At 60.1% G+C, this 23,176-nt stretch carries 21 protein-coding genes; 14 read left to right on the plus strand and 7 right to left on the minus strand.

Features of this window, described 5'->3' with window-relative positions; genetic code table 11:
- Nucleotide 1: 1 nt before the first annotated feature.
- Complete coding sequence (locus tag ACIOU9_RS02555) at nucleotides 2–1,987, minus strand: TPM domain-containing protein (RefSeq protein WP_402695968.1); 1,986 nt, start codon at nucleotides 1,985–1,987, stop codon at nucleotides 2–4.
- 319 nt (nucleotides 1,988–2,306) lie between these two features.
- Between ACIOU9_RS02555 and ACIOU9_RS02560 the strand changes: the two genes are divergently transcribed.
- The 4 genes from ACIOU9_RS02560 to ACIOU9_RS02575 all read left to right on the plus strand — a co-directional run bounded on the left by ACIOU9_RS02560 (nucleotide 2,307) and on the right by ACIOU9_RS02575 (nucleotide 6,557).
- Entirely contained in the window at nucleotides 2,307–3,830 is a 1,524-nt protein-coding gene (locus ACIOU9_RS02560; RefSeq protein ID WP_133834294.1) for a S1C family serine protease, read from the plus strand.
- A gap of 190 nt (nucleotides 3,831–4,020) precedes the next feature.
- Nucleotides 4,021–4,842: an electron transfer flavoprotein subunit beta/FixA family protein gene (locus tag ACIOU9_RS02565; protein ID WP_181149011.1), complete on the plus strand. Its 822-nt coding sequence runs from the start codon at nucleotides 4,021–4,023 to the stop codon at nucleotides 4,840–4,842.
- Between the two features lie 12 nt (nucleotides 4,843–4,854).
- The gene (locus tag ACIOU9_RS02570; protein ID WP_133834293.1) at nucleotides 4,855–5,799 is read left to right on the plus strand and encodes an electron transfer flavoprotein subunit alpha/FixB family protein; all 945 of its coding nucleotides are present in this window, start codon (nucleotides 4,855–4,857) and stop codon (nucleotides 5,797–5,799) included.
- Nucleotides 5,796–6,557 (plus strand): PIG-L deacetylase family protein, encoded by a 762-nt coding sequence (locus ACIOU9_RS02575; RefSeq protein ID WP_105661499.1) that lies wholly within the window; start codon nucleotides 5,796–5,798, stop codon nucleotides 6,555–6,557. The genes ACIOU9_RS02570 and ACIOU9_RS02575 overlap by 4 nt, the downstream gene beginning before the upstream one ends.
- 91 nt (nucleotides 6,558–6,648) lie before the next feature.
- Here ACIOU9_RS02575 and ACIOU9_RS02580 read toward each other — a convergent pair whose 3' ends face one another.
- From ACIOU9_RS02580 to ACIOU9_RS02590, 3 genes are all read right to left on the minus strand, one after another.
- On the minus strand, nucleotides 6,649–7,206 hold the full coding sequence (locus ACIOU9_RS02580) for an anti-sigma factor domain-containing protein (RefSeq protein WP_105656839.1): 558 nt from the start codon (nucleotides 7,204–7,206) through the stop codon (nucleotides 6,649–6,651).
- Nucleotides 7,207–7,329: 123 nt separating this feature from the next.
- Complete coding sequence (locus ACIOU9_RS02585) at nucleotides 7,330–7,791, minus strand: tRNA (cytidine(34)-2'-O)-methyltransferase (protein ID WP_105656838.1); 462 nt, start codon at nucleotides 7,789–7,791, stop codon at nucleotides 7,330–7,332.
- 44 nt (nucleotides 7,792–7,835) lie between these two features.
- Entirely contained in the window at nucleotides 7,836–8,735 is a 900-nt protein-coding gene (locus ACIOU9_RS02590; protein ID WP_105656837.1) for a J domain-containing protein, read from the minus strand.
- 117 nt (nucleotides 8,736–8,852) lie between these two features.
- Here ACIOU9_RS02590 and ACIOU9_RS02595 point away from each other — a divergent pair, with 117 nt between their 5' ends.
- Nucleotides 8,853–9,752 carry a diacylglycerol kinase family protein gene (locus tag ACIOU9_RS02595; RefSeq protein WP_166650798.1) on the plus strand — a complete coding sequence of 300 codons (900 nt, stop codon included), beginning with the start codon at nucleotides 8,853–8,855 and terminating at the stop codon, nucleotides 9,750–9,752.
- On the opposite strand, the gene ACIOU9_RS02600 is transcribed toward ACIOU9_RS02595, so the two are convergent.
- Both ACIOU9_RS02600 and folP read right to left on the minus strand, forming a co-directional pair.
- A complete protein-coding gene (locus tag ACIOU9_RS02600; RefSeq protein WP_105661497.1) occupies nucleotides 9,721–10,479 on the minus strand; it encodes a pyrimidine reductase family protein in 759 nt (252 codons plus the stop codon). The two genes, ACIOU9_RS02595 and ACIOU9_RS02600, sit on opposite strands and share 32 nt — an antisense overlap.
- Before the next feature lie 12 nt (nucleotides 10,480–10,491).
- Nucleotides 10,492–11,418, minus strand: coding sequence for a dihydropteroate synthase (gene folP, locus ACIOU9_RS02605; protein WP_105656834.1), 927 nt, complete (start codon nucleotides 11,416–11,418; stop codon nucleotides 10,492–10,494).
- 112 nt (nucleotides 11,419–11,530) lie between these two features.
- On the opposite strand from folP, the gene ACIOU9_RS02610 reads away from it, so the two are divergent.
- The 3 genes from ACIOU9_RS02610 to mnmA are packed head-to-tail and all read left to right on the plus strand — an operon-like array spanning nucleotide 11,531 to nucleotide 14,738.
- Complete coding sequence (locus ACIOU9_RS02610) at nucleotides 11,531–12,340, plus strand: hypothetical protein (RefSeq protein WP_105656833.1); 810 nt, start codon at nucleotides 11,531–11,533, stop codon at nucleotides 12,338–12,340.
- Between the two features lie 29 nt (nucleotides 12,341–12,369).
- On the plus strand, nucleotides 12,370–13,605 hold the full coding sequence (locus ACIOU9_RS02615) for a cysteine desulfurase family protein (protein ID WP_105656832.1): 1,236 nt from the start codon (nucleotides 12,370–12,372) through the stop codon (nucleotides 13,603–13,605).
- Nucleotides 13,602–14,738 (plus strand): tRNA 2-thiouridine(34) synthase MnmA, encoded by a 1,137-nt coding sequence (gene mnmA, locus ACIOU9_RS02620; RefSeq protein ID WP_105656831.1) that lies wholly within the window; start codon nucleotides 13,602–13,604, stop codon nucleotides 14,736–14,738. The genes ACIOU9_RS02615 and mnmA overlap by 4 nt, the downstream gene beginning before the upstream one ends.
- 679 nt (nucleotides 14,739–15,417) lie before the next feature.
- Here the strand turns inward: mnmA and ACIOU9_RS02625 are convergent.
- Nucleotides 15,418–15,777 carry a hypothetical protein gene (locus tag ACIOU9_RS02625; protein WP_105656830.1) on the minus strand — a complete coding sequence of 120 codons (360 nt, stop codon included), beginning with the start codon at nucleotides 15,775–15,777 and terminating at the stop codon, nucleotides 15,418–15,420.
- Between the two features lie 227 nt (nucleotides 15,778–16,004).
- Between ACIOU9_RS02625 and ACIOU9_RS02630 the strand changes: the two genes are divergently transcribed.
- The 6 genes from ACIOU9_RS02630 to ACIOU9_RS02655 all read left to right on the plus strand — a co-directional run bounded on the left by ACIOU9_RS02630 (nucleotide 16,005) and on the right by ACIOU9_RS02655 (nucleotide 23,093).
- The gene (locus ACIOU9_RS02630) at nucleotides 16,005–17,636 is read left to right on the plus strand and encodes an ABC transporter substrate-binding protein (protein WP_133834292.1); all 1,632 of its coding nucleotides are present in this window, start codon (nucleotides 16,005–16,007) and stop codon (nucleotides 17,634–17,636) included.
- 146 nt (nucleotides 17,637–17,782) lie between these two features.
- Nucleotides 17,783–18,874, plus strand: coding sequence for an ABC transporter permease (locus tag ACIOU9_RS02635; protein WP_105656828.1), 1,092 nt, complete (start codon nucleotides 17,783–17,785; stop codon nucleotides 18,872–18,874).
- 2 nt (nucleotides 18,875–18,876) lie between these two features.
- Complete coding sequence (locus tag ACIOU9_RS02640) at nucleotides 18,877–19,863, plus strand: ABC transporter permease (RefSeq protein WP_105656827.1); 987 nt, start codon at nucleotides 18,877–18,879, stop codon at nucleotides 19,861–19,863.
- A complete protein-coding gene (locus ACIOU9_RS02645; RefSeq protein WP_105656826.1) occupies nucleotides 19,860–21,554 on the plus strand; it encodes an ABC transporter ATP-binding protein in 1,695 nt (564 codons plus the stop codon). The genes ACIOU9_RS02640 and ACIOU9_RS02645 overlap by 4 nt, the downstream gene beginning before the upstream one ends.
- A 110-nt stretch (nucleotides 21,555–21,664) precedes the next feature.
- The gene (locus ACIOU9_RS02650) at nucleotides 21,665–22,036 is read left to right on the plus strand and encodes a chorismate mutase (protein WP_105656864.1); all 372 of its coding nucleotides are present in this window, start codon (nucleotides 21,665–21,667) and stop codon (nucleotides 22,034–22,036) included.
- On the plus strand, nucleotides 22,029–23,093 hold the full coding sequence (locus ACIOU9_RS02655) for a hypothetical protein (RefSeq protein WP_105656825.1): 1,065 nt from the start codon (nucleotides 22,029–22,031) through the stop codon (nucleotides 23,091–23,093). Before ACIOU9_RS02650 ends, ACIOU9_RS02655 begins: the two co-directional genes overlap by 8 nt.
- The last annotated feature ends 83 nt before the right edge of the window (nucleotides 23,094–23,176 follow it).

Genomic DNA, 23,176 nt, shown 5'->3' on the forward strand with positions numbered 1-23,176 from the left:
GCTAGAAGTTGCCGCCTCCTCCGCCTCCGAAGTCACCTCCTCCAAAGCCGCCTCCGCCGCCGCCGAAGCCACCGAAGCCGCCCCCGCCAAAGAAACCTCCACCGTCGCCGCCATCGGAATGACCGCCATGGCCTCCGCCGCCGAGGATGGTATTGATCAGGATGCCTCCGAGCATCGCGCCACCGATGCCATCAAACATCCCGCCCCCGCGGCCACGGCCGTAGTTCCCGTAACCGCGCGAGTCGCCGAAGCCGTCGAATCCGCTGACGTCGCTTTCGGCCATCTGCGCAGCTTGGTCAGCTAGCTGAATGGCACGCTGTGCGGAACCTACAGCACGCAGCGGATCGCTGCCAGAAAGCGAGCGCGCCTCATCGAAGGTGCGCTGCGCCTCAGCAAGGCGGGTTCGAGCTGAAGAGCGGACGCCGCCGCGACGGGCACGGATGTAATCGTCGGTACCGCTGATGCGCGACGCTGCGGTGTGCAGCAACGAATCCAGTTGTGCACGGGCTGATTGTTCCTGCTGAGCCTGGTTACGCGTACTTGAAAGAGCTTCTGAAAGCGGGCGAACGGACTCATCGAGCTGGGTGATCAAAGCCAGCGGGTTGTATTTGCCGCTGCTCAGTGCTTGCTTGGTATTCGCCAGAGTGCTTTCGACACCGGCCGCGGCGCTGGAAAGGCGGGGATTTGCTCCGTTGCCAACGAAGGCGTTCGCTTGAGCCAGGTCGCGTTCGGCCAGCGCGATTGCGGACTTCAAGTCTTGCTGGGCCTGCCCCAAGGCTTCGCCAGCCTTGTTGATGGCCTTGAGCAGCACATCGGCCTGGTCGTGGGCTTCTTCCGCATTCTGGATCAAGATCGCGGCATTGGATCGGTCAGTGGCCAGTTTCTCTGATGCCTGCTTCAAGGCGGAAGAAGCAAAGGTCAGGCGCTCGGCGGCCTGGTCGGCGTTGTCCTTGATCTGCGATACTGCGCTGGCGTCATATTGGCCGGCAAGGCGTTCCAAGTCTGCCACGCGGGCCGACAGCCTCTGGTTGAGCGGTTCCTGGTTCGCCGATACCTCAGTAATGCGATCCTCGGCATTCTGCTCCAGCTGGCGCAATTGCTTGAACTCGTCAGCATGGGCCTGCAGGGAACTGTTGACCTTCTTGCAACGGTCGATGATTTCATTCAACCATGAACGCTGATCTTGCTCGGTATCGGGGATATCGTCATCCAACTGCTGCTGCAGGCGGAAAGATTCAGTCAGGTGGTTCTTGGCTTGTTCAATATCCTCCACATAGACCTGGACAGCCTGCTTGCCGTATTGTGCTTCGGCGAAGCCCAATTCTTGCTGCGAAGAACGGATCGAGTCATCTGCAGCCACCAGCAATTGGTCTGCCTGCAAACGGAGCTTGTCCAGGGGGACCAGTTGCTGCTGCGGAGCAGGGGCGCCGTACTGTCCTGGGTGTTGGCCTTGGCTCTGGCCGAGTTGCGCGGTCTTCTTCTTGCTGCGCCGTGAAAGGAAAAGGAACCCAACCACAGCAACGGCACCAATGGCCAGTACGACGGTTAGGAAACCACCGCCAGAGGATGAACCATCTGGGCTGCCTCCACCTTCAACGCTGCGTATGCCAGCGATGGCCCCCTCGACTGCACCGGCCCAGTTTTTCTCACTGAGTGCCGGGCTGATTTGGCTGCTGTAGATTTCAGTATCGGCTTTGGCAATCGGACCGCCTTCGGCGCCAGCAAAATATGCTTGGCGGGTCTCGGTTGCCACCACCAGGATGGAGTCAGCGCTGCCCAAACCCTTTTGGTTGGCAACTTCGGCGGCCCATTGATCTGCCTGGTCTGGGTTGGAGAACTCGTCGACGAATATCGCAAACAGGTTTAGTCCGGTATTGCTGCGAAGTTCCTTAATTTCGGATTCCAAACGCGTTTCGTCGGAGCCGAGCACGCCTGAAGAATCGACGACGAAGTCGCCAGGTGGAATCGTTACAGGCGATTCAGCCATCGCAGGTGCCGATAAGCCGAAAGAGGCTACCGTTGCCAATATTGCTCCAGCAATCAGCCGTCGAGCTTTCATACGCATGTCTTGTTCCCCACCTGAAATGCATCAGTCAATCTAAAATCGGGAGAATCCCGATCTGGTGATCCCCGAGATTGGGTTCACACTTATGATTGATTCTATTTGCCCTAATGAACAACGTCTACGACATTCAGCTGGCAGAATAGTTAACTCACAGCCGGTGCTCAGACACCACAATTCGATGCCACAGACCAGAGTTGGATAATAGAACTCAAGAGATTCGACAGTTCGAAAGAGGCAAGCCATGAGCCAGACACCGAATGAGCCACGTGGGAACGATGCGGGCGATTCAGCAGAGCCAATTAACGACACCAATAACGACCCAATTGCTTCGGCCGAACCTACGGTGCGCTACCCGCGAGTGAATCAGGCTCCAAGCGCCAGCGAGAATCCAACCAGCGTTTACCCCGCGCCGTCCGTTGACAGAACGCAGAACGCGGCCCACTCCCACGGACAGCATTCCGACGCCCAGCAAGTCCAGAACGGCTCTCCCTACGGTTCCCCTTACGGCCCTCCGTCCAACGAGCCTGCGAATTACCCGATCCCGCCCGAGAAGCCTTCCAAGGACAAGAAGTCCTTCTCTGGCAGCACGCTCATCGCCGGAATGATTGCCGCGGCCTTGGTAGGTGGCGTCACTGCCGCTGGCACGACCTACCTGATGAATGACGACGCGGGGTCTTCCTCGGTGAGCAGTTCGCCGCGTGAGGGCGTGGTGATCAACAACCCGGACAAGGTCACCGAAGTCACCGCCGCTGCCGCCAAGGCAAGCCCAAGCGTGGTGACCATCGAGGTTTCCGGCAACGGTTCTGGCGGTTCCGGATCGGGCATCGTCATGGACGACAAGGGCAATATTCTGACCAACACCCACGTGGTTACCCTGGGTGGCGAAGTTGCCAATCCCAAAATTTCGGTCCAGATGAACGACGGTTCGGTGCATAGTGCCACCGTGGTAGGCACAGATCCTCTATCGGACCTGGCAGTCATCAATATCCAGGCCGACGGCCTGGTGCCTGCCGCCGTGGGTTCCTCGGCCGAGCTGAATGTCGGGGATACCGCTGTCGCCATCGGCGCACCGCTGGGTCTAAGCGGCACCGTCACCGACGGCATCATTTCCACCTTGAACCGCACCATCTCCATCGCTTCTTCGGCCGTTCCGAAGGAAAGCGACCAGAGCGAGGGCGGGGATGGCAACCAATTCAACTTCCAATTCCCGGGACAGGAACAAGAGCAGCAGCGTTCAAGCGGTTCGATCTACGTAAACGTCATCCAGACTGACGCGGCGATCAACCACGGCAATTCCGGCGGCGCATTGGTCAACGCCAATGGTGAAATCATTGGTGTCAACGTTGCTATTGCCTCGGCAGGCAACAGTGAAGAAGGCGGATCGATTGGCGTTGGCTTCGCGATCCCTATCGACTACGCAAAGCGTGTTGCCCAGGAACTGATCGATAACGGCGTGGCTACCCACGGTCTGCTCGGAGCCACGGTGACCCCGCAGGGCGCAGCTGGATCGAACCAGCAGAACGCTTCGGCGTTCTCGGTGGGTGCCCGCGTTGTTGAAATTAGCCCTGACTCGGCAGCTGATAAGGCCGGTCTGAAGTCCGGTGACGTGATCACCGGCGTCAACGGCCGTGCAGTCCAGGACTCGCAGACCGTGACCGCGGCCATCCGCGAGATTCCAGCCGGGGGAGAAGTGGAAATCAGCTACCTTCGCAATGGCAAGGAACAGACCGCAACAGCAACTGTCGGAGCGCTGTCAAATAACTAAACAAATCGTCATGATGACGCTGTGAAACAAGTAACGCGGGCTGGTGATCGACTAGCCCGCGTCACTTGTTGATCTGAGAGCGATAAACACCCAGTGAACTGCATTGTGTCGATACGATAGACACTGAAGGAATTAGCCTGCCCCGGTGCCCCGCACCGGTGCGGGCATCGAAGCTCGTAGGAAGGCGCGAATGAGCGAGGAAAGCACCACTCCACTGAAAATAGTGGTCCTGGTCAAACACGTCCCAGATGTTCAATTTGACCGTCATATCGATTCGGGAACGCTGCGCCTTGACCGTGCAGAATCAGTACTCTCCGAACTTGACGAATACGCCGTGGAAGCTGCTGTTTCCATCGTGGAAGCCAACGGCGGATTCGCCGCCGGGCATGAAGTCATCGCCGCGACCATGGGCGGCAAGGGATCGGGCAACTCCGTCAAGAAGGCCCTGCAGATGGGTGCCAGCTCAGGGCTGCATCTGAACGATGACGCCTTGGCCGGTTCCGACACCATCGCCACGTCGAAAGCGCTTGCGGCGCTGGTTGAGCATGCCGGCAACGTGGACCTGGTTATTACCGGGATGTCCTCGACCGACGCTGAAACCTCGGTTGTTCCAGCCCAGCTCGCAGAACGGCTGGGCTTTGCGCAGCTGACTCACGCGCTGGCCGTTGAGTTCGATGCCGCACAGCGTGAACTGGCCATTAAGCGCGATCACCTGGACCGCACTTTGACCCTGAAGGCGAACCTGCCGGCAGTGCTCTCGGTCACCGACCAGGCCAACGAGCCGCGCTACCCGAATTTCAAGGCAATCATGGCTGCCAAGAAGAAGACTGTCACCGAGCTGGACCTGGCCGCTATCGGCCTGGATGCAGCCGCGGTCGGCGCCCTCGGCTCGAACACCGAAGTTATCGCAGCTGAAGCCCGCCCTGCGCGCCAAGCCGGAACGGTCATCAACGACAGCGGCCAGGCAGGTATCGCCTTGGTTGATTTCTTGGCCGAACAGAAGCTGATCTAAGGAATATTGAACATGCCTTCAGCACTAGTATTTTTCACTGAGCTTTCCGCGGCTCCCTCCAAAGGCCAGCGCGAACTGCTGACCCTGGTCTCTGGTTTCGAGAACCCGGCCGTGGCCGTTGCCAACCAAGTCAGCGACGAAGCCCAGCAGGTTCTCGCTTCCTATGGCGTGGTGAAGCTATTCACCGCTTCCGGCGATGCCCCAGTTTTCGGCCAGCACGAAATTTCCGTGCTTGACGCAGCCGTGCAGGCTACTGCCGCCAAATTGGTCTTGCTTGCTAATGACAATTTCAGCCGTGAGCTCGGTGCCCGTTTGGCTGTGCGCCGCAACGGTGCGATTATCACCGACGTCATTGGCATCAGCGGGGATCTTGTAGCTACCAAGGATGAACTGGCAGGAAGCTACAGCGTTCAGGCCAGGGCAACCAACGGCACCCTGTTTGCCACCTTGAAGCCGAACAGCATCGAAGACGCGCCAGCGGCCTCCAGCACCGCCTTGGCAGTTGAGGAATTGGCTTTGGAGAACTCCAACGATGCCAAGGTCCGGATTGCTGCGGCGGAGGCGAAAGTCGCAAGTGATCGACCTGCCCTGACCGAAGCGCGCGTCGTGGTTGCTGGTGGTCGTGGTGTCAACGGAGACTTTGGCCCGGTTGAAGACCTTGCCGATGCCCTGGGAGCTGCCGTGGGCGCTTCTCGTGCAGCTACCGATGCCGGCTGGATCTCGCACGATGCGCAGATCGGCCAGACCGGTGCCACCGTCGCACCGCAGCTGTACATCTCTGCCGGCATCTCGGGAGCGATACAGCAGAAGGCCGGAATGCAGACCAGCAAGTTCATCATCGCGATCAACAAGGATGTCGACGCCCCGGTGTTCGAGATCGCAGACCTGGGTATCGTTGGTGACCTGGCCAAGGTCCTGCCGCAGGCCGCCGAAGAGATTCGACGTCGCAAGGCATGATCGATACAGCGCAATTCATTGGTGCAGGCGCCCAACGGGTCCTGGCCTTCGGCGCCCATCCCGATGATCTGGACTTTGGGGCAGCCGGGACGGTAGCGGCCCTGACCGCGGCGGGGGCAGAGGTTCAGTATTGCATCATGACTGACGGCGACGCCGGCGGTTTTGATGACCGGGATCCTGAGGAAACGGCTAAGCTGCGCCACGAAGAGCAGAAACAGGCCGCCGCCAAGGTGGGTGTGAAAACGGTCCACTTCCTTGGCGAACGCGATGGCTTCCTGGAAGCCAACCACGATGTCATGCGCAAGGTGGTCCGGCTGATGCGCCAGGTGAAGCCAACCATCGTGATTGCAATGCACCCGGAGCGCAAGTGGGATCGGATACAGGCCTCGCACCCAGACCATCTGGCCTGCGGTGAAGCGGTCACCCGTGCGATCTACCCGGCGGTGGAGAATCCGTTCTCCTACCCGGAGCTGCTGCATGGCGAAGGACTGGAAGCCTACAAGGTGCCTTGGCTCTGGTTGTGCGGGGCTCCGCAGGAACGCGAGAACGCCTATGTGGACATCACCGAATTCTTCGAGAAGAAGATGGACGCCTTGCGTTCGCACTTCACCCAGCACCCGGATGTTGCCGCCATGGAAAACTACGTTTTGCAGCAGTGCGAGGAAAACGCCGAGCGTGGCCAGCTGGGAAAGGGCAAGCTTGCCGAAGCATTCCACGCAGTTGCCGTGAACGCCCGCGACACGATAGCCGGGTTCTGAGTATCCAGGCAAAGCAGACCGGAAAAAGTTCGGGGCGAAGATCAAGAATTGATCTTCGCCCCGAACTTTTTGGCTGGCCAGAGGTGAGCTGCTAGCTCTCGTCTTCCGTTGCCTTGTCTTGAGCCAGTGGCAGGTCGACCGATGCTTCAGCATCTTCAGATGGAGCGTCAGGGATCTTGGATCCCTCAATGGTGATGTGGAGGGCAATCACGTCTTCAGCTGGAGACAGCCCAGCCGCGGCATCTTCACCGGTGCTGGAAACGATCACGGAGACGCTGCCGGACTCATGCACGGCCCATGCAACGTACTGTTCCGAACCGTCCAGGGCAGGCAGCTCGGAGAGCTCGACACCCACAGCGCTTTCGGACTTCGACGAGCTGAGCACCGCTTGGCCTCCGCTCTTCAATTCGACGGTCTCGGTGACTGCATCATCGGCCTTGGATGCTTTGGACGCCTTGGTGCCTCCATTGAGCAGGGAGAAAATGACCACCGCTAGGACAACGATGATGGCAAGTCCCGTGACAGCGAAGATCCAGCGCTTAGGCTTTTTCTTGGCTGCACGTGAACTGCTGGCCACTTGGCTCACCAGATCTAGACCCAGGTTCTCGTCCTGGGGCTCGTCGCGGTGCTGAGAATGGCTACCGTTCATTGTCTTGGATTCTCCCGAAATGTAGTCGGCACAGTTCAATACCCGAAAACTGCGGGTACAGACTCGAGCCTACTTTATAAAGATTAGGTAAAGCTGTATGCGTGGCGCGGGCTGGCTGGTACTTTATGCGCCAGCGAAGCCGTGCTGGCGCCAAGCTTCGAAGGCTACCACCGAAGCGGTATTGGCCAGATTCATCGATCGGCGGCCTGGAAGCATCGGCAAGCGGACCAGGTCGTTGATGCGCGGATGCTTCTTGTCTTCTGCGCTCAAGCCAACCGATTCACGGCCGAAGAGCAGGATGTCGCTGGCCTCGTAGCTGATATCCGAATAGACAGTAGTTCCTTCGGATGTGAAGGCAAAGACCCGGCCTTCTCCCAGTGCTTCAAAGGCTGCGTCAAGATTTTCATGCACCGTGACGTAAGCCAGGTCGTGGTAGTCCAATCCTGCGCGACGCAGGTTGGCATCCTCGAAGTTGAAGCCTAATGGCTTGACCAAATGCAGTTCTGCGCCGGTGATGGCGGCTAGTCGGATAGCGTTGCCGGAATTACCCGGGATCTCTGGGGCATTGAAAACGATACGAAACACTCAACCAGTTTAAGCTCTCACCAACAAGAAATAGGCCATTGACCTTAGTACATCGCTTCACGTAACTGCGCCAGGGCTAGGCGATCGACGACATTCGGCGATGGGCCAGAGCCCAAGAAGAGTTTCAACTCGCGAATCAATCCCGCTGCATTGAGCACATTCGGAGTCGATGCAAGTGTTGGATCGGCATTGCGCCGGTACTCAATGACCGGTTCGTGGTGATTGCCGTTGGCAGAAAGCACCAAGGTGAACGCAACTACGTTCATCTGCATGAATTGCCGTTGCAAACCGGAGATGGAGAACTGCGGAGGCTGCGTCAGCTTATTGCCGTGGCGCAAGACATTGCCATCAAATGAATAGTAGCCATCGGGCAGAGTCATCGTATTGATCACCGCCATGCGGTAACCGGCAATCAGCACATGATCGTAGTGCCCCGACGCGGGCGAACGCAGGCCGTTGACCAAACGGGCAGCTGGCAAGATATTCAGGACGTTCTTGGAAAGCAGGTTGATGGTCTGCGCCTCGCGGATCAGCCGTGCACGGTTGGAGAACAGACCGCGTTTTCGGGGTTCTCCATGAACGCGCTGCTCACAGACTTTTCTGTCCAGCAATGTAGGAGACGTATCCGAGAACGGTGGAACATATTCGGTGGGCAACTGCGCCTTGGGCTGCTGAGGGCTCTTGCGCAGGCGCTCGTCAAAAGGACGGGCGCTGAACCCGGCGCGTGGAGCGTTGCCCGGAGACTGGAAGGTCTGCTCATAACCCAGCGGAGACGCCATCTCGCTGAGCTGCTGGAAAGCGCGCTGTACTTCTTTGAACTTTTCTTCGCTGCCACCGAGATCGGGATGGGTCGCGCGAGCGGCCCTTCGGTAAGCGACCTTGATATCTTCCATGCTCGCAGTAGGCGCGACACCAAGAATTTCGTATGGGCTTGGTGTACTCATTGAACGGAGGAATCCTCTCGGTGAAAAAGACCGGATGGCCAGTGTTCCCCAGTTTAGCGAATCCAACCCAGCAAATTCTTTGTAGAAGCGTCAAGTTGCTGGGTAATCTCTATGGTCATGAGCTCGTTTGGTCGCACCGCAGAAATCCGCATCATCTTCCACCCCGCCTCAGGCCGAGGCCGGGGGATGCGCCTTGCCCAGCAGCTTGCCCACGCGCTTGGCAAGCTCGGGCTGGAACATGGGCTAGTTGATACTTCAAGGACGAGCGTGGAACTGGTGGGGGACCAGCTCAGAGCTTCGCGGGCGATCGTCATCATTGGCGGTGATGGGCTGATCCACCACTGCATCCAGCACGTTGCGGGAACTTCGATTCCCATCGGTGTCATCCCCGCAGGCAGCGGCAACGACTTCTGGCGCATGACAGGGGACGCGAATGCAGAAGAATCCTTGGCCAAGGTGATTGCGTTTTGCAAGCAGCCGGGAGCAACTATGCCCATTGACGTGCTGGAGCTGCGGTTTGACCAGGCCGGCAGAACACCGCGCTATGCACTGGGTGCCGTGTCCTGGGGATTTGAAGCCACCGTCAACGCGAAAGCCAACGCGTTGCCGCGGCAGCTGGGAGCACTGCGGTATATCGCCGGTTTGATCCTGTGCCTTCCCCAGCTGCGCGGATGCCCCAGTGGGGTGAGGGCCGACGGGCTGCGATTCAGCGGAAGCGTCCTGGCCGCCAGCGTCGCGAATATCAAGTCCCTTGGTGGCGGCATCAAGCTCTTCCCGCATGCTGATTTCACCGACGGTACCGCGGAATTGGCTATCGTACGCGGACCAAATATTCTGCGGGTCCTTCCGTATCTGGCAAGGATCCTCACCGGAGCGCCGCATCCATGGAAGGTCAGCGCAAACCTCACGCGGGCCCGCATCGAGACATCCCGGGACAGCTATGCTGACGGGGAATGCATGGGGGCCGGGTCCTTTGAGCTAGCTGTTATTCCCGCGGGGATCCAGCTGATTTCCTAAGTCGATAGTCGCAGAAGAGCATGCTGTCCTCTTCAAACAAGGAATGCAGCTCGAAGGCGTGGAACCCCTGACGATCGTGAACCGCTATTCTCATGCCATCACCTGCCACAAGGACAGGAGAGTAGCTGATGCAAACCGAATCCACCGCGCCAGCCGAGGCGAACTGCCCAAAAACGTGAGGACCGCCTTCAGCGTGGATGAAGCCGTATCCCTTGGAATGCAGATATGCGATGATTTCGGTCGGATCACACCCGCCCTCGGTTTCGGAAACCTGCACGAGAGTGGCATTGGGTCCAAAGGACCGACGCTGTTCGTCGGTGACCTGAACGCTGGTGAAAAGCAGAACCGGAACCGGGGATTGGGCAAACACCGGGGCCGTTGGCTCCAGATGCAATCCTCGTGAGATGAGCGCCAGCACGGGCTGTGGCGGCAGGCCATGTTCGATACGCCACGCCATGTCCTCCGCGGACAGGAGCTGGCCTTCGTAGCCCTCGGCACGAACCGTTCCAGCACCCACCATGATCACGTCGGCAAGCCGGCGCAAGAGTGCGAAAACCCTCTGATCGCCAGGAGAGCCCAATGCTTTGGAGAGCCCATCAACCTGGGCACTTCCGTCGATGCTGCTGACGAAGTTGAAACGCACGAATGGGCGATGCTCGCTGGAATAGCGCTCAAGCAGGAACTGGTCATCAACCTGATCTGCTGGTTGGGGAAGCAGGGCACGCATCTGGGAAAATCCTTACTTGCTGACTTCGGGTTCTGGGTGAGCAGGAGGATTGACATCCCCCATGTTGTGTATCTGGTAGGCAGGCTCCCGCCACCCTTGTGCTGCTTCGAGCAGGCGTACTGTCTGCACCGATTCAGGAATATTGTGCATCCGCAATATGCGGGCACCGTTCATGGCACAGATCGTTGCTGCCACCATAGAACCAACCATGCGCTCAGCCTTCGGCAAGTTCAAGGTTTCACCGATGAAGTCCTTGTTCGAGACCGCTGCCAAGGCCGGATAGCCCAAATCGGCAAAGGCCTGGAACCCAGCGGTCAAATCCAGAGTGTGGCGGGTGTTCTTGTTCAGGTCGTGCCCTGGATCAACAATGATCTTTGCCGGAGAAACACCAGCGTCCAACGCAATCTGGATTTTCTCCAGCAGATACTGGCGGATCTCGGCCACCACATCGTCGTAGCTAGGGCGCGGGTAAACGGTGCGGGGCTTGGCTAGCGAATGGGTGATCACCACATGCACGTTGTTCTTGGCTACCACCCGGGCCAAACCGGGATAGGAAAAGCCTGTGGTGTCATTGATGACATCAGCGCCGGCATCAATGGCAGCCTGCGCCACCTGTGGATGGAAAGTGTCTGCAGAAATAATCACCGAACTGCGGCTACGCACTTGATGGATAACCGGCACAATTCGCTCTGCTTCCTCCTGCCACGGGAGCTCCGGGCCCGGAGAGAAGGGGACTCCGCCGATATCCACCCAGTCAGCACCTGCCTCGACCGCACGCATGGCAGCGGCCACAGCATCATCCAAGCCAAAGGTCGACCCGGCATCGTAGAAAGAATCCGGAGTGCGGTTGATCACTGCCATCACCGCGATCCGCTGTGAGAAATCCAGGGAGCGCTGGGAGAAATCATGGACTGGAACCAAGAAATCAGGCTTGAACATGCAGGAAGGCTCCCTTAGCTGGAATCGACACGTCATCAGTTGTTCCTCTATTCATACCACCGACCACGGTTCGGAGGAGGAATCCGCCCGCTGCTCTCGCTAGGCTTGGACCATGCAGTTTTCACACCTCTCCGCAGCCCACGGGCAATGGATCGCCGCAGCTTGTGCATCAGCCGACCCCAGCACGGTAGTAGCCCAGATCCCGCATGGCTACGAACGCTACGTCCGCATCCTTCACCCAGCACTGGATGAAGATGACCAGTTGGTGCGCTGGGAGACGGTGGCACAGAGCCGCAAGCACATCATCACCGCCGCGGATCTTTTTGAAACCGTGGCCGGACTGGACGCGCAAGGCAATCCTGCGACCGAAGACGCCTGGGTAGATACCGACCTGCCGCTGGACCAGCTCCCGGAATCGCAATGGCAAGCACTAGCCGCCGAAATGGTCCGGGTTTCTGCCAAAGACCAGAAGTTCGTGGTGGGCTTGTGGGCCGGTTACGCATTTATCGCGGGCGGGGAACGCATACAGATTGAGCGCGAGCCGGATCCTGCATTGAGCGATGACGAGAACCAGCGGGTGTACGAGTTGGCGCTCGCCGAGGCGCAGAAACCTGCCTTTGGTCCCGAGATCATCCAGGCAGAACCGTTCGACCTGGGTGGCGGATACCGGAACTACCACCTGTTCGAAGCGGACGCGGAGTTCCTGGCGCAGCCCGAATGGGCCAGAACTGCCGACGGCGCCCAACGCCAGCGCCCGGCGCTGGCGTTTGCGGCGGACCATTCCTGGATGCTGTCGACAGAACCGTTTGATGATTGCACCATCCTGGGTGGTCCTGCTTCATTGATTGAGGCGGTCTTGAACAATCCGGCGCTGGAGGCCATTGAGGTTGGCCAATTCACACGGATCGGCCATTCAAACTAGGGCGCCCCACCCCGTACCATTGAAGTGTTATGAAAACTTCCGCCGTATACCTGGATCACGCGGCAACCACCGATCTGAATCCAGCAGCTCTGGCTGCCATCACCGAACAGTATTCCCGCACCGGAAACCCGTCTTCTTTGCATGGGGCCGGACGTCGCGCCAACCGTGCGGTGGATGATGCCCGCCAAGCTATCGCCATGGCCGCCGGGGCGCACTCCAGCGAATTGATCTTCACATCTGGTGGGACTGAATCGGATAACTTGGCGCTGAAGGGACTGTTCTGGAACCGCGTGGCGGCCAATGAGCAGGCGCGTGCCATCGTGCTCACCGGCATTGAGCACCACGCGGTCCTGGATACGGCTACCTGGCTGCAGGACCATGAGAATGCCACCTTGCTGTGGCTCGCCGTGGATGAAGACGGTGTCGTTGATCTGCAGGCGGCCGAAAAGCTATTTGAAGAGCAGCACGAGCAGATCGCTTTGGCCACCTTGATGTGGGCCAACAATGAAGTCGGCACCGTTCAGCCGATCCGTGAATTTGCTGCCCTAGCTGGCAAGTACGGGGTCCCGGTGCATTCGGATGCGGTGCAGGCCTTTGGTGCGCTCGCGGTCGACTTCGGCTCCTCGAATCTGGCCACCATGGCGATTAGCGCGCATAAGATCGGTGGCCCGGTAGGCATCGGCGGGCTACTGGTTCGCCGCGATATTGTGCTCACCCCGGTCCAGCACGGCGGTGGACACGAACGCAAGCTGCGATCGGGGACTTTGAATGCTGCCCACGCGGCCGGCTTTGCCGCCGCGGCTACCGCGGTGCGTTCTGGATTGCGGCAGGAAGCTGCGCGGCTGAGCGAACTGCGTGAATATGCGATTGAGAAGATCACCGGCTTGATTCCGGAAGCGGTGCTGAACGGACCACGGGATCAGGGCAATGAGGGCCAGCGCCTCCCGGGCAATCTGCACTTCACCTTCCCGGAATGCGAGGGGGACTCCTTGCTATTCGGCTTGGACATGGTTGGCATCGCATCATCCACCGGTTCGGCGTGCACCGCTGGTGTTCCGCAGCCTTCGCATGTTTTGCTGGCTATGGGACGCGATGCGCGCACCTCGCGCAGTGTGCAACGCTTCACATTGGGGCATACATCCACACGCGCCGACGTTGACGCATTATTAGAGGCTTTGCCCCAAGCGTATGCTCAGGCAAAGAAGGCTGGCATGGCAGCCGATGAAAGCAGCATCCACACGGCAGGAACAGGTTTTACACGATGAAAGTACTAGCAGCGATGTCCGGAGGCGTGGACTCGGCGGTAGCCGCGGCCCGCGCAGTTGAAGCCGGCCATGATGTGGTCGGCGTGCACCTGGCCCTGTCTCGCATGCCGGGGACCCTTCGCACCGGTTCGCGCGGTTGCTGCACCTTGGAAGACTCCAATGATGCATGGCGTGCCTGCGACAAGCTGGGCATCCCATACTACGTCTGGGACTTCTCGGACCGCTTCGCAGAAGACGTGGTGCAGGACTTCGTGGATGAATACGAAGCTGGCCGCACCCCGAATCCCTGCATGCGATGCAATGAGAAGATCAAGTTCGCTGCCTTGCTGGAAAAGGCATTGGCCCTGGGCTTCGACGCGGTATGCACCGGGCACTACGCCAAGGTGCTGCGCGATTCCGAGGGCAACCCGGAGCTGCACCGAGCCGCAGACTGGGCCAAGGACCAGTCCTACGTTTTGGGCGTGCTGACCCACGAACAGCTGGAACACTGCATGTTCCCGCTAGCCGAGACTCCCTCCAAGGCGGAAGTTCGCGCCGAAGCCGCAGCGCGCGGACTGACCGTGGCGAACAAGCCAGATAGCTATGACATCTGCTTCATTCCCGATGGCGATACCCGCGGTTGGCTGGCTGAACGCATCGAGATGAAACCAGGCGAGATCGTTGACCACGAGGGCAACCAGCTCGGTGAGCACGAAGGCGCCCAAGCCTTCACGGTTGGCCAGCGCAAGGGTCTTCGACTGGGTCGTCCGGCCGCCGACGGCAAACCGCGCTTCGTCTTGGAAATCCGTCCGAAGGACAACAAGGTCATCGTCGGTCCAGAGGCCCTGCTGGCTGTGGACCAGCTGCGCGGCATCCGCATTTCCTGGGCTGGCCTGCCGATCGCTGAAGTTTTCAGCGGAGACAAGTTCGACTGCATGGTGCAGGTGCGCGCGCACGGCGATCCGGTCGCCGCGGTAGCCCACATGGAGCGCTCGGAAGAAGGCCGCGACGAGTTGGTTGTCAACCTTCCCGAAGGCATGCGTGGAGTCGCGCCGGGCCAGACCATGGTCGTCTACCAGGACAGCCGCGTGCTGGGCCAAGCGACCATCGATTCTGCTCGTTCCAGCGAATGGGACTCCAGCATGGTCAATTAATTAGCCATCCAAAGAAACCCTTGGTCCAGTTCAAGATAATGAACTGGACCAAGGGTTTCTTCGCGTCGTGATTCAAGTTAGACGAACGGCTGGTTGCAACGGAGCTCGGCGGCCATCCGCTTCGGCCGTGGGCGTCCGGCACGTATTCGCCCGGCATTGCCGGCGATTACCGGTGGTGTGTGGGATTCGGCCTGTCTTCAAGGGCCGCTTGGGGCTTGCTGGCTCACTGCATTGGTTCGACCCTCTAGGTTTCGCTATTGAATTGGGCTGCCGACCCTGTTGCGCCACCGGATGCCCTGGCTTCCAATGCGCTCGCTGCGATGTTCTCGAGAATGCTCACCAGCGGTAGCTGGGCGGATAGGGGCGCATCGTCCAGAACAACGGATCATTCCAGTCGGCAGAACCAATTCGTACCAATCCGGAAGGCCTCCACGAGCTAGATGCCCGAGGGGCTCGGGCAGCAGTACTCAAGGCCTTCGCAAGATCCAGCCGACGGCCGGTGCATGGAACCTGCACTGGATGATGCTGGACTCTGTCCGGTTGCCCGCTGCATGCATTCCCGTGGCGGAAAGGACGCCCAGGGGGATGAACCGAGTGAAGAGCACGAGCTTGCGCGACAGCGAAGGGTGCCGGACCAATATCGGTCCGGCACCCTTCGCCATTGTGTTGTATTCAGCTTTTAGCCTTCATCGACAATGCCGAACATATGAGCGGAAATATCTTGGTACTCCACCCGGGTCTTGCCCTTTTCCAGCTTTGGAAGCTGCGCCGGGGAGTGGGTGTGGCAGTGAACGAAATCGAAGGCAGGCCACCACTTCTTGGGGCGTTCGTATTCGCTGAAGCCGCAGACTTCGCAGACCAGATGAATCCACACGGGGCGTTTGCCGGTGCGGTTGGCGCGCGACTGCTCCAACCAAGCTGGTGGATTGGTGTTCAGCTCACGGAATTCTGCTTCGCTCATTTTGGAAGGAATGCCGTGGCGCTTGGCCATTTCTACTGGGATATCCAACGCGATTGCCGCGTCTCTACGAGTCATCATTGACATCTAGCTTATGCCACCTGGCCAACGAGCCGGAAGGAATCCCAACCCATCTCACCATTGAGTTAGAAAGGCTATGGGCTGAAGCACAAAAAGTGGGCGTCGAGACCACGTTTTTGCCAATTTCCGCCGGTTCCATTCGTATTTTGTGCCCTGCATCACTTAGGCTATGTGAAGCATGTGTTAATCATCACAGCCCATGCATGTACCTAGACGAAGGATGACTCATGACTCGCAAGAAGAACGGGCTGCGACTCGCAGCAGCCGTTGTGGGTATCTCTGCCCTGGCTCTGACCGGCTGCACCCAAGCTGCAGACAGTGGCAATGAAGAGGGCGGCAGCGGCGATGCCAGCGCTCCAATCACCCTGGGCACCACCGACAAAGTGACCTCCCTGGACCCTGCTGGATCTTACGACAACGGTTCGTTCATGGTCATGAACCAGATCTACCCATTCCTGCTCAACTCCGAGCCGGGCAGCCCGGACCCATCGATGAGCCTTGCCGAGTCCGCAGAGTTCACCACCCCGACTGAATACACGGTCAAGCTGAAGCCGGGCTTGAAGTGGGCCAATGACCACGACCTTGATTCCAAGGACGTCAAGTTCACCTTCGACCGCCAGCTGAAGATCGCGGACCCTAACGGCCCATCCTCGCTGCTGGGCAACGTTGAGTCCATCGAGGCGCCTGACGCCACTACCGTAGTCTTCAAGCTGAAGGTCGGCAATGACCAGACCTTCCCGCAGGTGCTGACTTCCCCGGTCGGCCCGATCGTCGATGACGAAGTCTTCCCCGCAGACGCAGTCATGGACGACCAGAAGATCGTTGAGGCCAAGGCCTTCGGAGGCCAATACGTTATTGATTCGTACAACAAGAACAACCTGATCTCCTTCAGCGCTAACGAGTCCTACCAGGGCGTTCTGGGCCCTGCAGCCAACGACAAGGCAGCGATCAAGTACTACGCGGACGCCAATAACCTGAAGCTCGAAGTCCAAGAAGGCAAGATCGACGTCGCATGGCGTTCGCTGACCCCAACCGACATCGAAGACTTGGGCAAGGATGAGAATCTGGCGGTCCACAAGGGACCGGGTGGCGAGCTGCGCTACATCGTCTTCAACTTCGATTCCATGCCATACGGTGCCAAGACCGATGATGCTGATGAAGCGAAGTCACTGGCCGTACGCCAGGCAGCGGCGCACCTTGTGGACCGCGAAGCCATCGCGAAGAACGTCTATAAGGACACCTACACCCCGGCTTACTCGTACGTGCCGCAAGGCTTCACCGGCGCCACCGAGCCGCTGAAGGACATGTACGGCACCGACGGCAAGCCGGATGCAGCCAAGGCCAAGAAGGTTCTGGAAGATGCCGGAGTGAAGACCCCGGTCAAGCTCGCGCTGCAGTACAACCCGGATCACTATGGCCCGAACTCCGGTGACGAATACGCACTGGTTGAAAAGCAGCTGGAGGCCGATGGCCTGTTCGAAGTGGATTTGAAGTCCACCGAATGGGTGACCTACCAGAAGCAGCGCGTCACGGATTACCCGGCCTACCAGCTGGGCTGGTTCCCGGACTACTCGGATGCCGACAACTACCTGTCGCCGTTCTTTGCCAAGGAGAACTTCCTTTCGAACAACTACGACAACCCCGAGGTTGACAAGCTGATCTCCGATCAGCGAGGAATGGTCGACGCTGCGGAGCGCACCAAGGCCATCGAAGAACTGCAGACGATGGTGGCTGAGGACTTGTCCACGCTTCCACTGCTGCAGGGTGCCCAGGTGGCCATTGCAGGCAAGGACGTCAAGGACGTTGACAAGACCTTGGACGCATCGTTCAAGTTCCGTCTCGGTGTGCTGAGCAAGTAATTCGGCTCTCGCCTCGCAGACACCAAACCTGAGGGGATCTGCCACGCGCCAACCCTTGGCGCGCGCGGTGGATCCCCTTGGCATGCGCCGTCATTGACCGCTCAAGGCGGCGCATTGCCACGCATCCTGAACCATAAGGACAGACGATGACTATCACGTCGCCACCGGGCCAAGAAGCAAGCCCGCTAGCAACACCCAAACCAGCAAAGCAAAAAGGCGGAGGATTCCTCCGTTACTTGATTACCCGATTCTTGCTGATCATTCCCACTGTCTTCATCCTCATCACAGTGGTGTTCTTCCTGATGCGCGTGACCGGAGACCCGATCACCGCAGCCTTGGGCGGACGGCTCACCCCGGACCAGCTGGCCCAGCGCATCCATGAAGCCGGATACGACCGGCCGATCCTGATCCAGTACTTCGAGTACCTGGGCCAGATCTTCACCGGCGACCTGGGCCGCACCATGAGCGATAACCGGGCGGTCACCGAGGTGCTGGCCACCTACGGCGCAGCAACTTTGGAACTGGCCATCAACGCGGTCCTCGTCGCACTGCTGGTCGGCATCCCGCTGGGCCTGGTTGCCGCGAAGTTCCGCGACCGCTACCCGGATGCCGTGTTGCGCATCCTTGCAATCCTCTCCTACGCCACCCCGGTGTTCTTCGCCGGCTTGCTGCTCAAGCTGGTCTTCGGCGTATGGCTAGGCTGGCTGCCGATCAGCGGCCGTGCCGACTGGCAGACCGAGCTTGAACTGACCGGCCTGCAGAGCCCATCGGGCATCTACTGGCTCGATGCGCTGCGCAGCGGCAATAGCGCTGCCTTCTGGAATGTCACCGAGCATGCGATCCTGCCAGCCCTGGCACTGGGCCTGCTCACCGGCGGCGTGTTCCTGCGCCTGGTGCGCACCAACGCAATTGGCACGCTGGGCCGCGAATACGTGGAAGCCGGCCGTTCGCGCGGTGTCAGCGAATTCCGCCTCACCACCAAGCACGCCTACCGTCCGGCGCTGATTCCGATTATCACTGTCATGGGCCTGCAGATTGCCATGCTGCTCGGTGGAGCAGTGCTGACCGAGACCACCTTCGAATGGTCGGGATTGGGCTTCAAGCTCGCCGAATACCTCACCGCCCGCGACTTCGTGGCTGTGCAGGGCATCGTGGTGCTGCTGGCCATTATCGTCGCCGTCACCAACTTCATCGTTGACGTGCTGGCCGCCTTGATCGACCCGAGAGTCAGGTACTAATCATGAGTACAGCTACCTTGCCGGCTTCGAACAAGTCCTGGCTGGACCGGCTCCCGGTCATCTCCCACCTGCGCATGTCCTCGGGCCTGCAGCGGGGCATGCTGGTTGCCGGTCTGGCGCTCTCCGGCCTGTTCATCGTTACCGCCCTGTTCGCGCCGCTGATTGCGCCTTTCGATTTCGCGCAGTCCTCGGATGCATCCGGGGACTTCCCGCGCCAGGCGGCTCCGGACAGCAAATTCATCTGGGGCACCACCGCCACCGGCTATGACGTGTTCTCGCGGACCCTCTTCGGTGCGCAGACGGCCATCTGGGTGATCCTGGCGGCCGTGGTCATGTCCCTGTTCCTGGGCGTATTGCTGGGCTTGATCTCCGGCTACCTCGGCGGCTGGTTCGACCGCATCGCCGTGGTGTTGGCCGATGCGATCTACGCGTTCCCATCCCTGCTGCTGGCCATCGTGATGTCCATCGTGATTTCCCAGGGCCAGTCTTCGCTCTTCGGCGGCGTGATGGCAGCGGCCATCTCCATCACCGTGGTATTCATCCCGCAGTACTTCCGCGTGGTCCGCGCCGAAGTGATGCGGCTGAAGGCGGAACCCTTCGTAGAATCCGCACAGGTGATCGGCGCCAGCCCATGGCGAGTGATGTTCGCGCACCTGCTGCGCAACGCCACCCGCACCTTGCCGCTGATCTTCACGCTGAATGCCACCGAGGCATTGCTGACCCTGGCGGGCCTGGGCTTCCTGGGCTTCGGCATCGAACCGACCAGTGCTTCGGAATGGGGCTACGACCTGAACCGAGCGATGTCAGATGCCACTAGCGGAATCTGGTGGACCGGCCTGTTCCCGGGCTTGGCCATCGTGCTCACCGTGATGGGCTTGACCCTGGTTGGCGAGTCCATGAATGACCTCAATGACCCGCGCCTGCGCCGCTTCAGCCGCAAGAAGGCCAAGCGCATCACCCAGTCCGGACAGGTAGGAGCAAACAAATGACCAACAGTCCTCTCCTCGACTCCGAGGCCAACGTCGGCACACCCGCTGTCTTGCGCATCGAAGACCTGAACATTGATTTCGTCACGGACGCCGGCGCAGTGCCGGCAGTGCGCGGCGTTGATTTGCAAGTCAGGGCCGGCGAGATCCTGGCCATCGTGGGCGAATCCGGATCCGGCAAGTCCGTCACGGCACGCACTGCTCTGGGCATCCTGGCCGAGAACGGTGCCTCGCACGGCGGGGTCTACCTCAAAGGCAAGAACATGCTCACCCTGCGCGGCCGCGAGCTGCGCGCGGCTCGCGGCCGGGATGTGGCCATGGTCTTCCAGGAACCATCCACGGCACTGAACCCGGTGTACACCGTGGGGTGGCAGATCATGGAGGGCATCCGCGCGCACAACAGGATTTCCAAGAAGGAGGCCAGGACGCGCGCCATCGAGGCAATGCGCCAGGTCGGCATCCCGGATCCAGAGCAGCGCGTGGACTACTACCCGCACCAGTTCTCCGGTGGCCAGAAGCAGCGCGTGGTCATCGCCGCGGCGCTGGCCCTGAAGCCGGAACTGATTGTGGCAGATGAGCCAACCACCGCATTGGATGTCACGGTGCAGGCTGAAATTCTCCAGCTGCTGCGCGACCTGCGTGATCAGCTGGGTACCGCCATCGTCATCATCACCCACAATATGGGGGTGGTGGCCGATATCGCCGACCGCGTGATCGTGATGAACCAGGGGCAGATCGTTGAGCAAGCACCATCGATCCAGCTCTTCGAAGCACCGCAAGAGGACTACACCAAGTCCCTGCTGGCTGCCGTGCCGCACCTGGGGCGCGAAAGCGCCTCGGAGGGACTAGTCGAACGTCCGAACCAGGATGCTGAATTGCTGGTGGAAGCCAAGGGCCTGAAGGTGCATTTCCCGGGACGCCTCGGGGCCCCGGGCTTCACCGCGGTCGATGAGGTGGATCTGAAGATCCACGCCGGCGAGGTCTACGGACTGGTGGGCGAGTCCGGTTCGGGGAAAACCACCATCGGACGCAGCATCGCGGGATTGAACCGCATCACCGGTGGCTCGCTGAAGGTGCTGGGCTACGAGATGGCCCACTTCAAGGAACGCACCTTCAAGCCGCTGCGTGAGCAGATCGGCTTCGTGTTCCAGGATCCAGCGGCAAGCTTCAATCCGCACTTGACCGTAGGCGAATGCGTGGCCGAGCCACTGGCCGTGCACCGTGATCTGAACCCGCTGCAGACCCGCAACAAGGTGGCCGAACTGCTTGAGGCCGTGCAGCTTCCAGCCGGTTTTGCCAACCGCTACCCGCACGAACTCTCCGGCGGCCAGCGCCAGCGCGCGTCGCTGGCCCGCGCACTGGCCTTGGAGCCGAAGCTGCTGATTGCCGATGAGCCAACCAGCGCACTGGACGTTTCGGTGCAGGCCAAGGTGCTGGAGCTGTTCCGCGAATTGCAGACCGAACTGGGCTTCGCAGCCCTGTTCGTCTCGCATGATCTGGCAGTGGTGGACCAGCTGGCTACCTGGGTGGGCGTCCTGTTCCGGGGCACCTTGCTGGAAGAAGGCTTGGGCTCCAAGGTTCTGGCCAACCCGCAGCATGAATACACCCAGCGCCTGATCGCCTCGCTTCCGGTTCCGGACCCGCGCGAACAGGCGCAGCGACGCAAACTGATTGAACAGCTGAACGCCTCCTGAGCAGCTGGCAATCAAGGAACAACGGGCATGCCCCGGGCACGGTCAGGCACCGTGTCCGGGGCATGTCACCTTGTGGGTAATCCGTCATGCGAACCCGTAAACTGGTGATCATGAACGAGCCGAAGAACACTGAGACCACCCAGTCATTCGACCCGCACGCCAGCTCGTTGCAGGGCGAGGTCCAGAATGAAGTCCTCGAAGAGCTGTACGCCATCCGCGGCAGCATCGACAACTTCGATGCGCAGCTGGTTTTCCTGTTGGCTGAACGCTTCAAGGCGACCCAGCGCGTAGGGGTCCTGAAGGCCGAGCACCAGTTGCCGCCGAGCGACCCTAGCCGCGAGAAGGCGCAGATCGAGCGCCTGCGCGCCCTGGCCCACGAAGCGCATCTTGATCCAGAATTCGCCGAAAAATTCCTGAATTTCGTGATCTCTGAAGTCATCCGCCACCACCAGAACATTTCTGACTCGCACAACAATGACTGAGCAGGAACACGAGGCCGCTGAACGCCGCGATGTTCACGCCACCGCTTTCTGCCAGTTCCCGGGCAGCGACCCGTCGGCCATCCACGAAGTGGTGCGCGGGGAATTGGGAGAACCCAACCTCGCGGTCTTCCCGCAGCTGCCGGATCGTGGCGTCGGCGCCGATGCGGTAGGGCGCAGCGCCACCTTGCTGGCAGACCTCGGCTTCGATCTGCAGCCGCACGGCTGGAGGATCGGTGCCAAGGACGGTATCGATGCCCGTCGTGCCCGCAGCATCCTGCGCAGTGACGAGAATCTGCTAGCTGATGTACTCGGCGCGGAAGCGAAACCTGCCCAGCGCCTCAAGCTCACCTTGCTCGGTCCGTGGACCTTGGCCGCCAGCCTGTACCTGTCGAACGGGGAGCGGGTGATCAGCGATCATGGGGCGCGCCGCGACATCATCGAGTCCTACGCCCACGGAGCACGCGAGCATCTGGACCGACTGGCCCGCATTACCTCGCTGGCGGACTTCACTATCCAGATTGATGAGCCGCTGCTGGGCGACGCGCTCGACGGCACAATCAGTACCGCCAGCGGATACCGGACCCTGCGCTCGATCCCACGCGCCGAAGTGCGAAGCGCCTATGCGCAGTTCTTCAAGGTGCTCGCTGGCGAGGCCGAAGGCCAACGGGTCACCTCGCTGCTGAATCTGCCTACCCAGGATGAACACTGGATTGAACGGGTGGATCTGCTGCACCAAGCCGGTGCCGGCGCGCTGGTCATCGACCCTGGAGGCTTGACGCACCGCAAGTGGGAGCGGGTAGCGGGACTTGTCGAAGGCGGGGGCCGCGTCTTCTTGCAGGTGCTCGCCCCCGGAACCCGGGCACCAGGTGTTGTAGAAGGGGTGAACTCCATTCTTCGTCCTTGGCGTCAGCTGGGCTTGGGCTTGGGGCAGCTAGGTGCACTAACCCTGATGCCGCGTGGAGACTTCTCGCGCAGCAGCTCGGCGCAGGCCATCGAGAACCTGCGACGGCTGGCCAGTTATGCCCAAGCGTTGGAGCAGACACGCGTCGATGCGTAGCTAACTGCCTGATTCCTGCCGGTCACAGCCCGAAAAGGGCGGTTGATCATGTATCTTAGGAATAGTGGGGTAGCGGATCTACC

The sequence above is a fragment of the Glutamicibacter sp. NPDC087583 genome, assembly GCF_044743685.1.
Classification (GTDB): domain Bacteria; phylum Actinomycetota; class Actinomycetes; order Actinomycetales; family Micrococcaceae; genus Glutamicibacter.

Excerpts from the sequence above, each read along its gene's own strand:
- ACIOU9_RS02565 (WP_181149011.1), top strand. The coding sequence starts at position 4,021 with ATGAGCGAGGAAAGCACCACTCCACTGAAAATAGTGGTCCTGGTCAAA.
- ACIOU9_RS02625 (WP_105656830.1), bottom strand. The coding sequence starts at position 15,777 with ATGATGACTCGTAGAGACGCGGCAATCGCGTTGGATATCCCAGTAGAA.
- ACIOU9_RS02555 (WP_402695968.1), bottom strand. The coding sequence starts at position 1,987 with ATGGCTGAATCGCCTGTAACGATTCCACCTGGCGACTTCGTCGTCGAT.
- ACIOU9_RS02560 (WP_133834294.1), top strand. The coding sequence starts at position 2,307 with ATGAGCCAGACACCGAATGAGCCACGTGGGAACGATGCGGGCGATTCA.
- mnmA (WP_105656831.1), top strand. The coding sequence starts at position 13,602 with ATGAAAGTACTAGCAGCGATGTCCGGAGGCGTGGACTCGGCGGTAGCC.
- ACIOU9_RS02645 (WP_105656826.1), top strand. The coding sequence starts at position 19,860 with ATGACCAACAGTCCTCTCCTCGACTCCGAGGCCAACGTCGGCACACCC.
- ACIOU9_RS02640 (WP_105656827.1), top strand. The coding sequence starts at position 18,877 with ATGAGTACAGCTACCTTGCCGGCTTCGAACAAGTCCTGGCTGGACCGG.
- ACIOU9_RS02595 (WP_166650798.1), top strand. The coding sequence starts at position 8,853 with ATGAGCTCGTTTGGTCGCACCGCAGAAATCCGCATCATCTTCCACCCC.
- folP (WP_105656834.1), bottom strand. The coding sequence starts at position 11,418 with ATGTTCAAGCCTGATTTCTTGGTTCCAGTCCATGATTTCTCCCAGCGC.
- ACIOU9_RS02575 (WP_105661499.1), top strand. The coding sequence starts at position 5,796 with ATGATCGATACAGCGCAATTCATTGGTGCAGGCGCCCAACGGGTCCTG.
- ACIOU9_RS02635 (WP_105656828.1), top strand. The coding sequence starts at position 17,783 with ATGACTATCACGTCGCCACCGGGCCAAGAAGCAAGCCCGCTAGCAACA.
- ACIOU9_RS02580 (WP_105656839.1), bottom strand. The coding sequence starts at position 7,206 with ATGAACGGTAGCCATTCTCAGCACCGCGACGAGCCCCAGGACGAGAAC.
- ACIOU9_RS02655 (WP_105656825.1), top strand. The coding sequence starts at position 22,029 with ATGACTGAGCAGGAACACGAGGCCGCTGAACGCCGCGATGTTCACGCC.
- ACIOU9_RS02600 (WP_105661497.1), bottom strand. The coding sequence starts at position 10,479 with ATGCGTGCCCTGCTTCCCCAACCAGCAGATCAGGTTGATGACCAGTTC.
- ACIOU9_RS02615 (WP_105656832.1), top strand. The coding sequence starts at position 12,370 with ATGAAAACTTCCGCCGTATACCTGGATCACGCGGCAACCACCGATCTG.
- ACIOU9_RS02650 (WP_105656864.1), top strand. The coding sequence starts at position 21,665 with ATGAACGAGCCGAAGAACACTGAGACCACCCAGTCATTCGACCCGCAC.
- ACIOU9_RS02570 (WP_133834293.1), top strand. The coding sequence starts at position 4,855 with ATGCCTTCAGCACTAGTATTTTTCACTGAGCTTTCCGCGGCTCCCTCC.
- ACIOU9_RS02610 (WP_105656833.1), top strand. The coding sequence starts at position 11,531 with ATGCAGTTTTCACACCTCTCCGCAGCCCACGGGCAATGGATCGCCGCA.
- ACIOU9_RS02630 (WP_133834292.1), top strand. The coding sequence starts at position 16,005 with ATGACTCGCAAGAAGAACGGGCTGCGACTCGCAGCAGCCGTTGTGGGT.
- ACIOU9_RS02590 (WP_105656837.1), bottom strand. The coding sequence starts at position 8,735 with ATGAGTACACCAAGCCCATACGAAATTCTTGGTGTCGCGCCTACTGCG.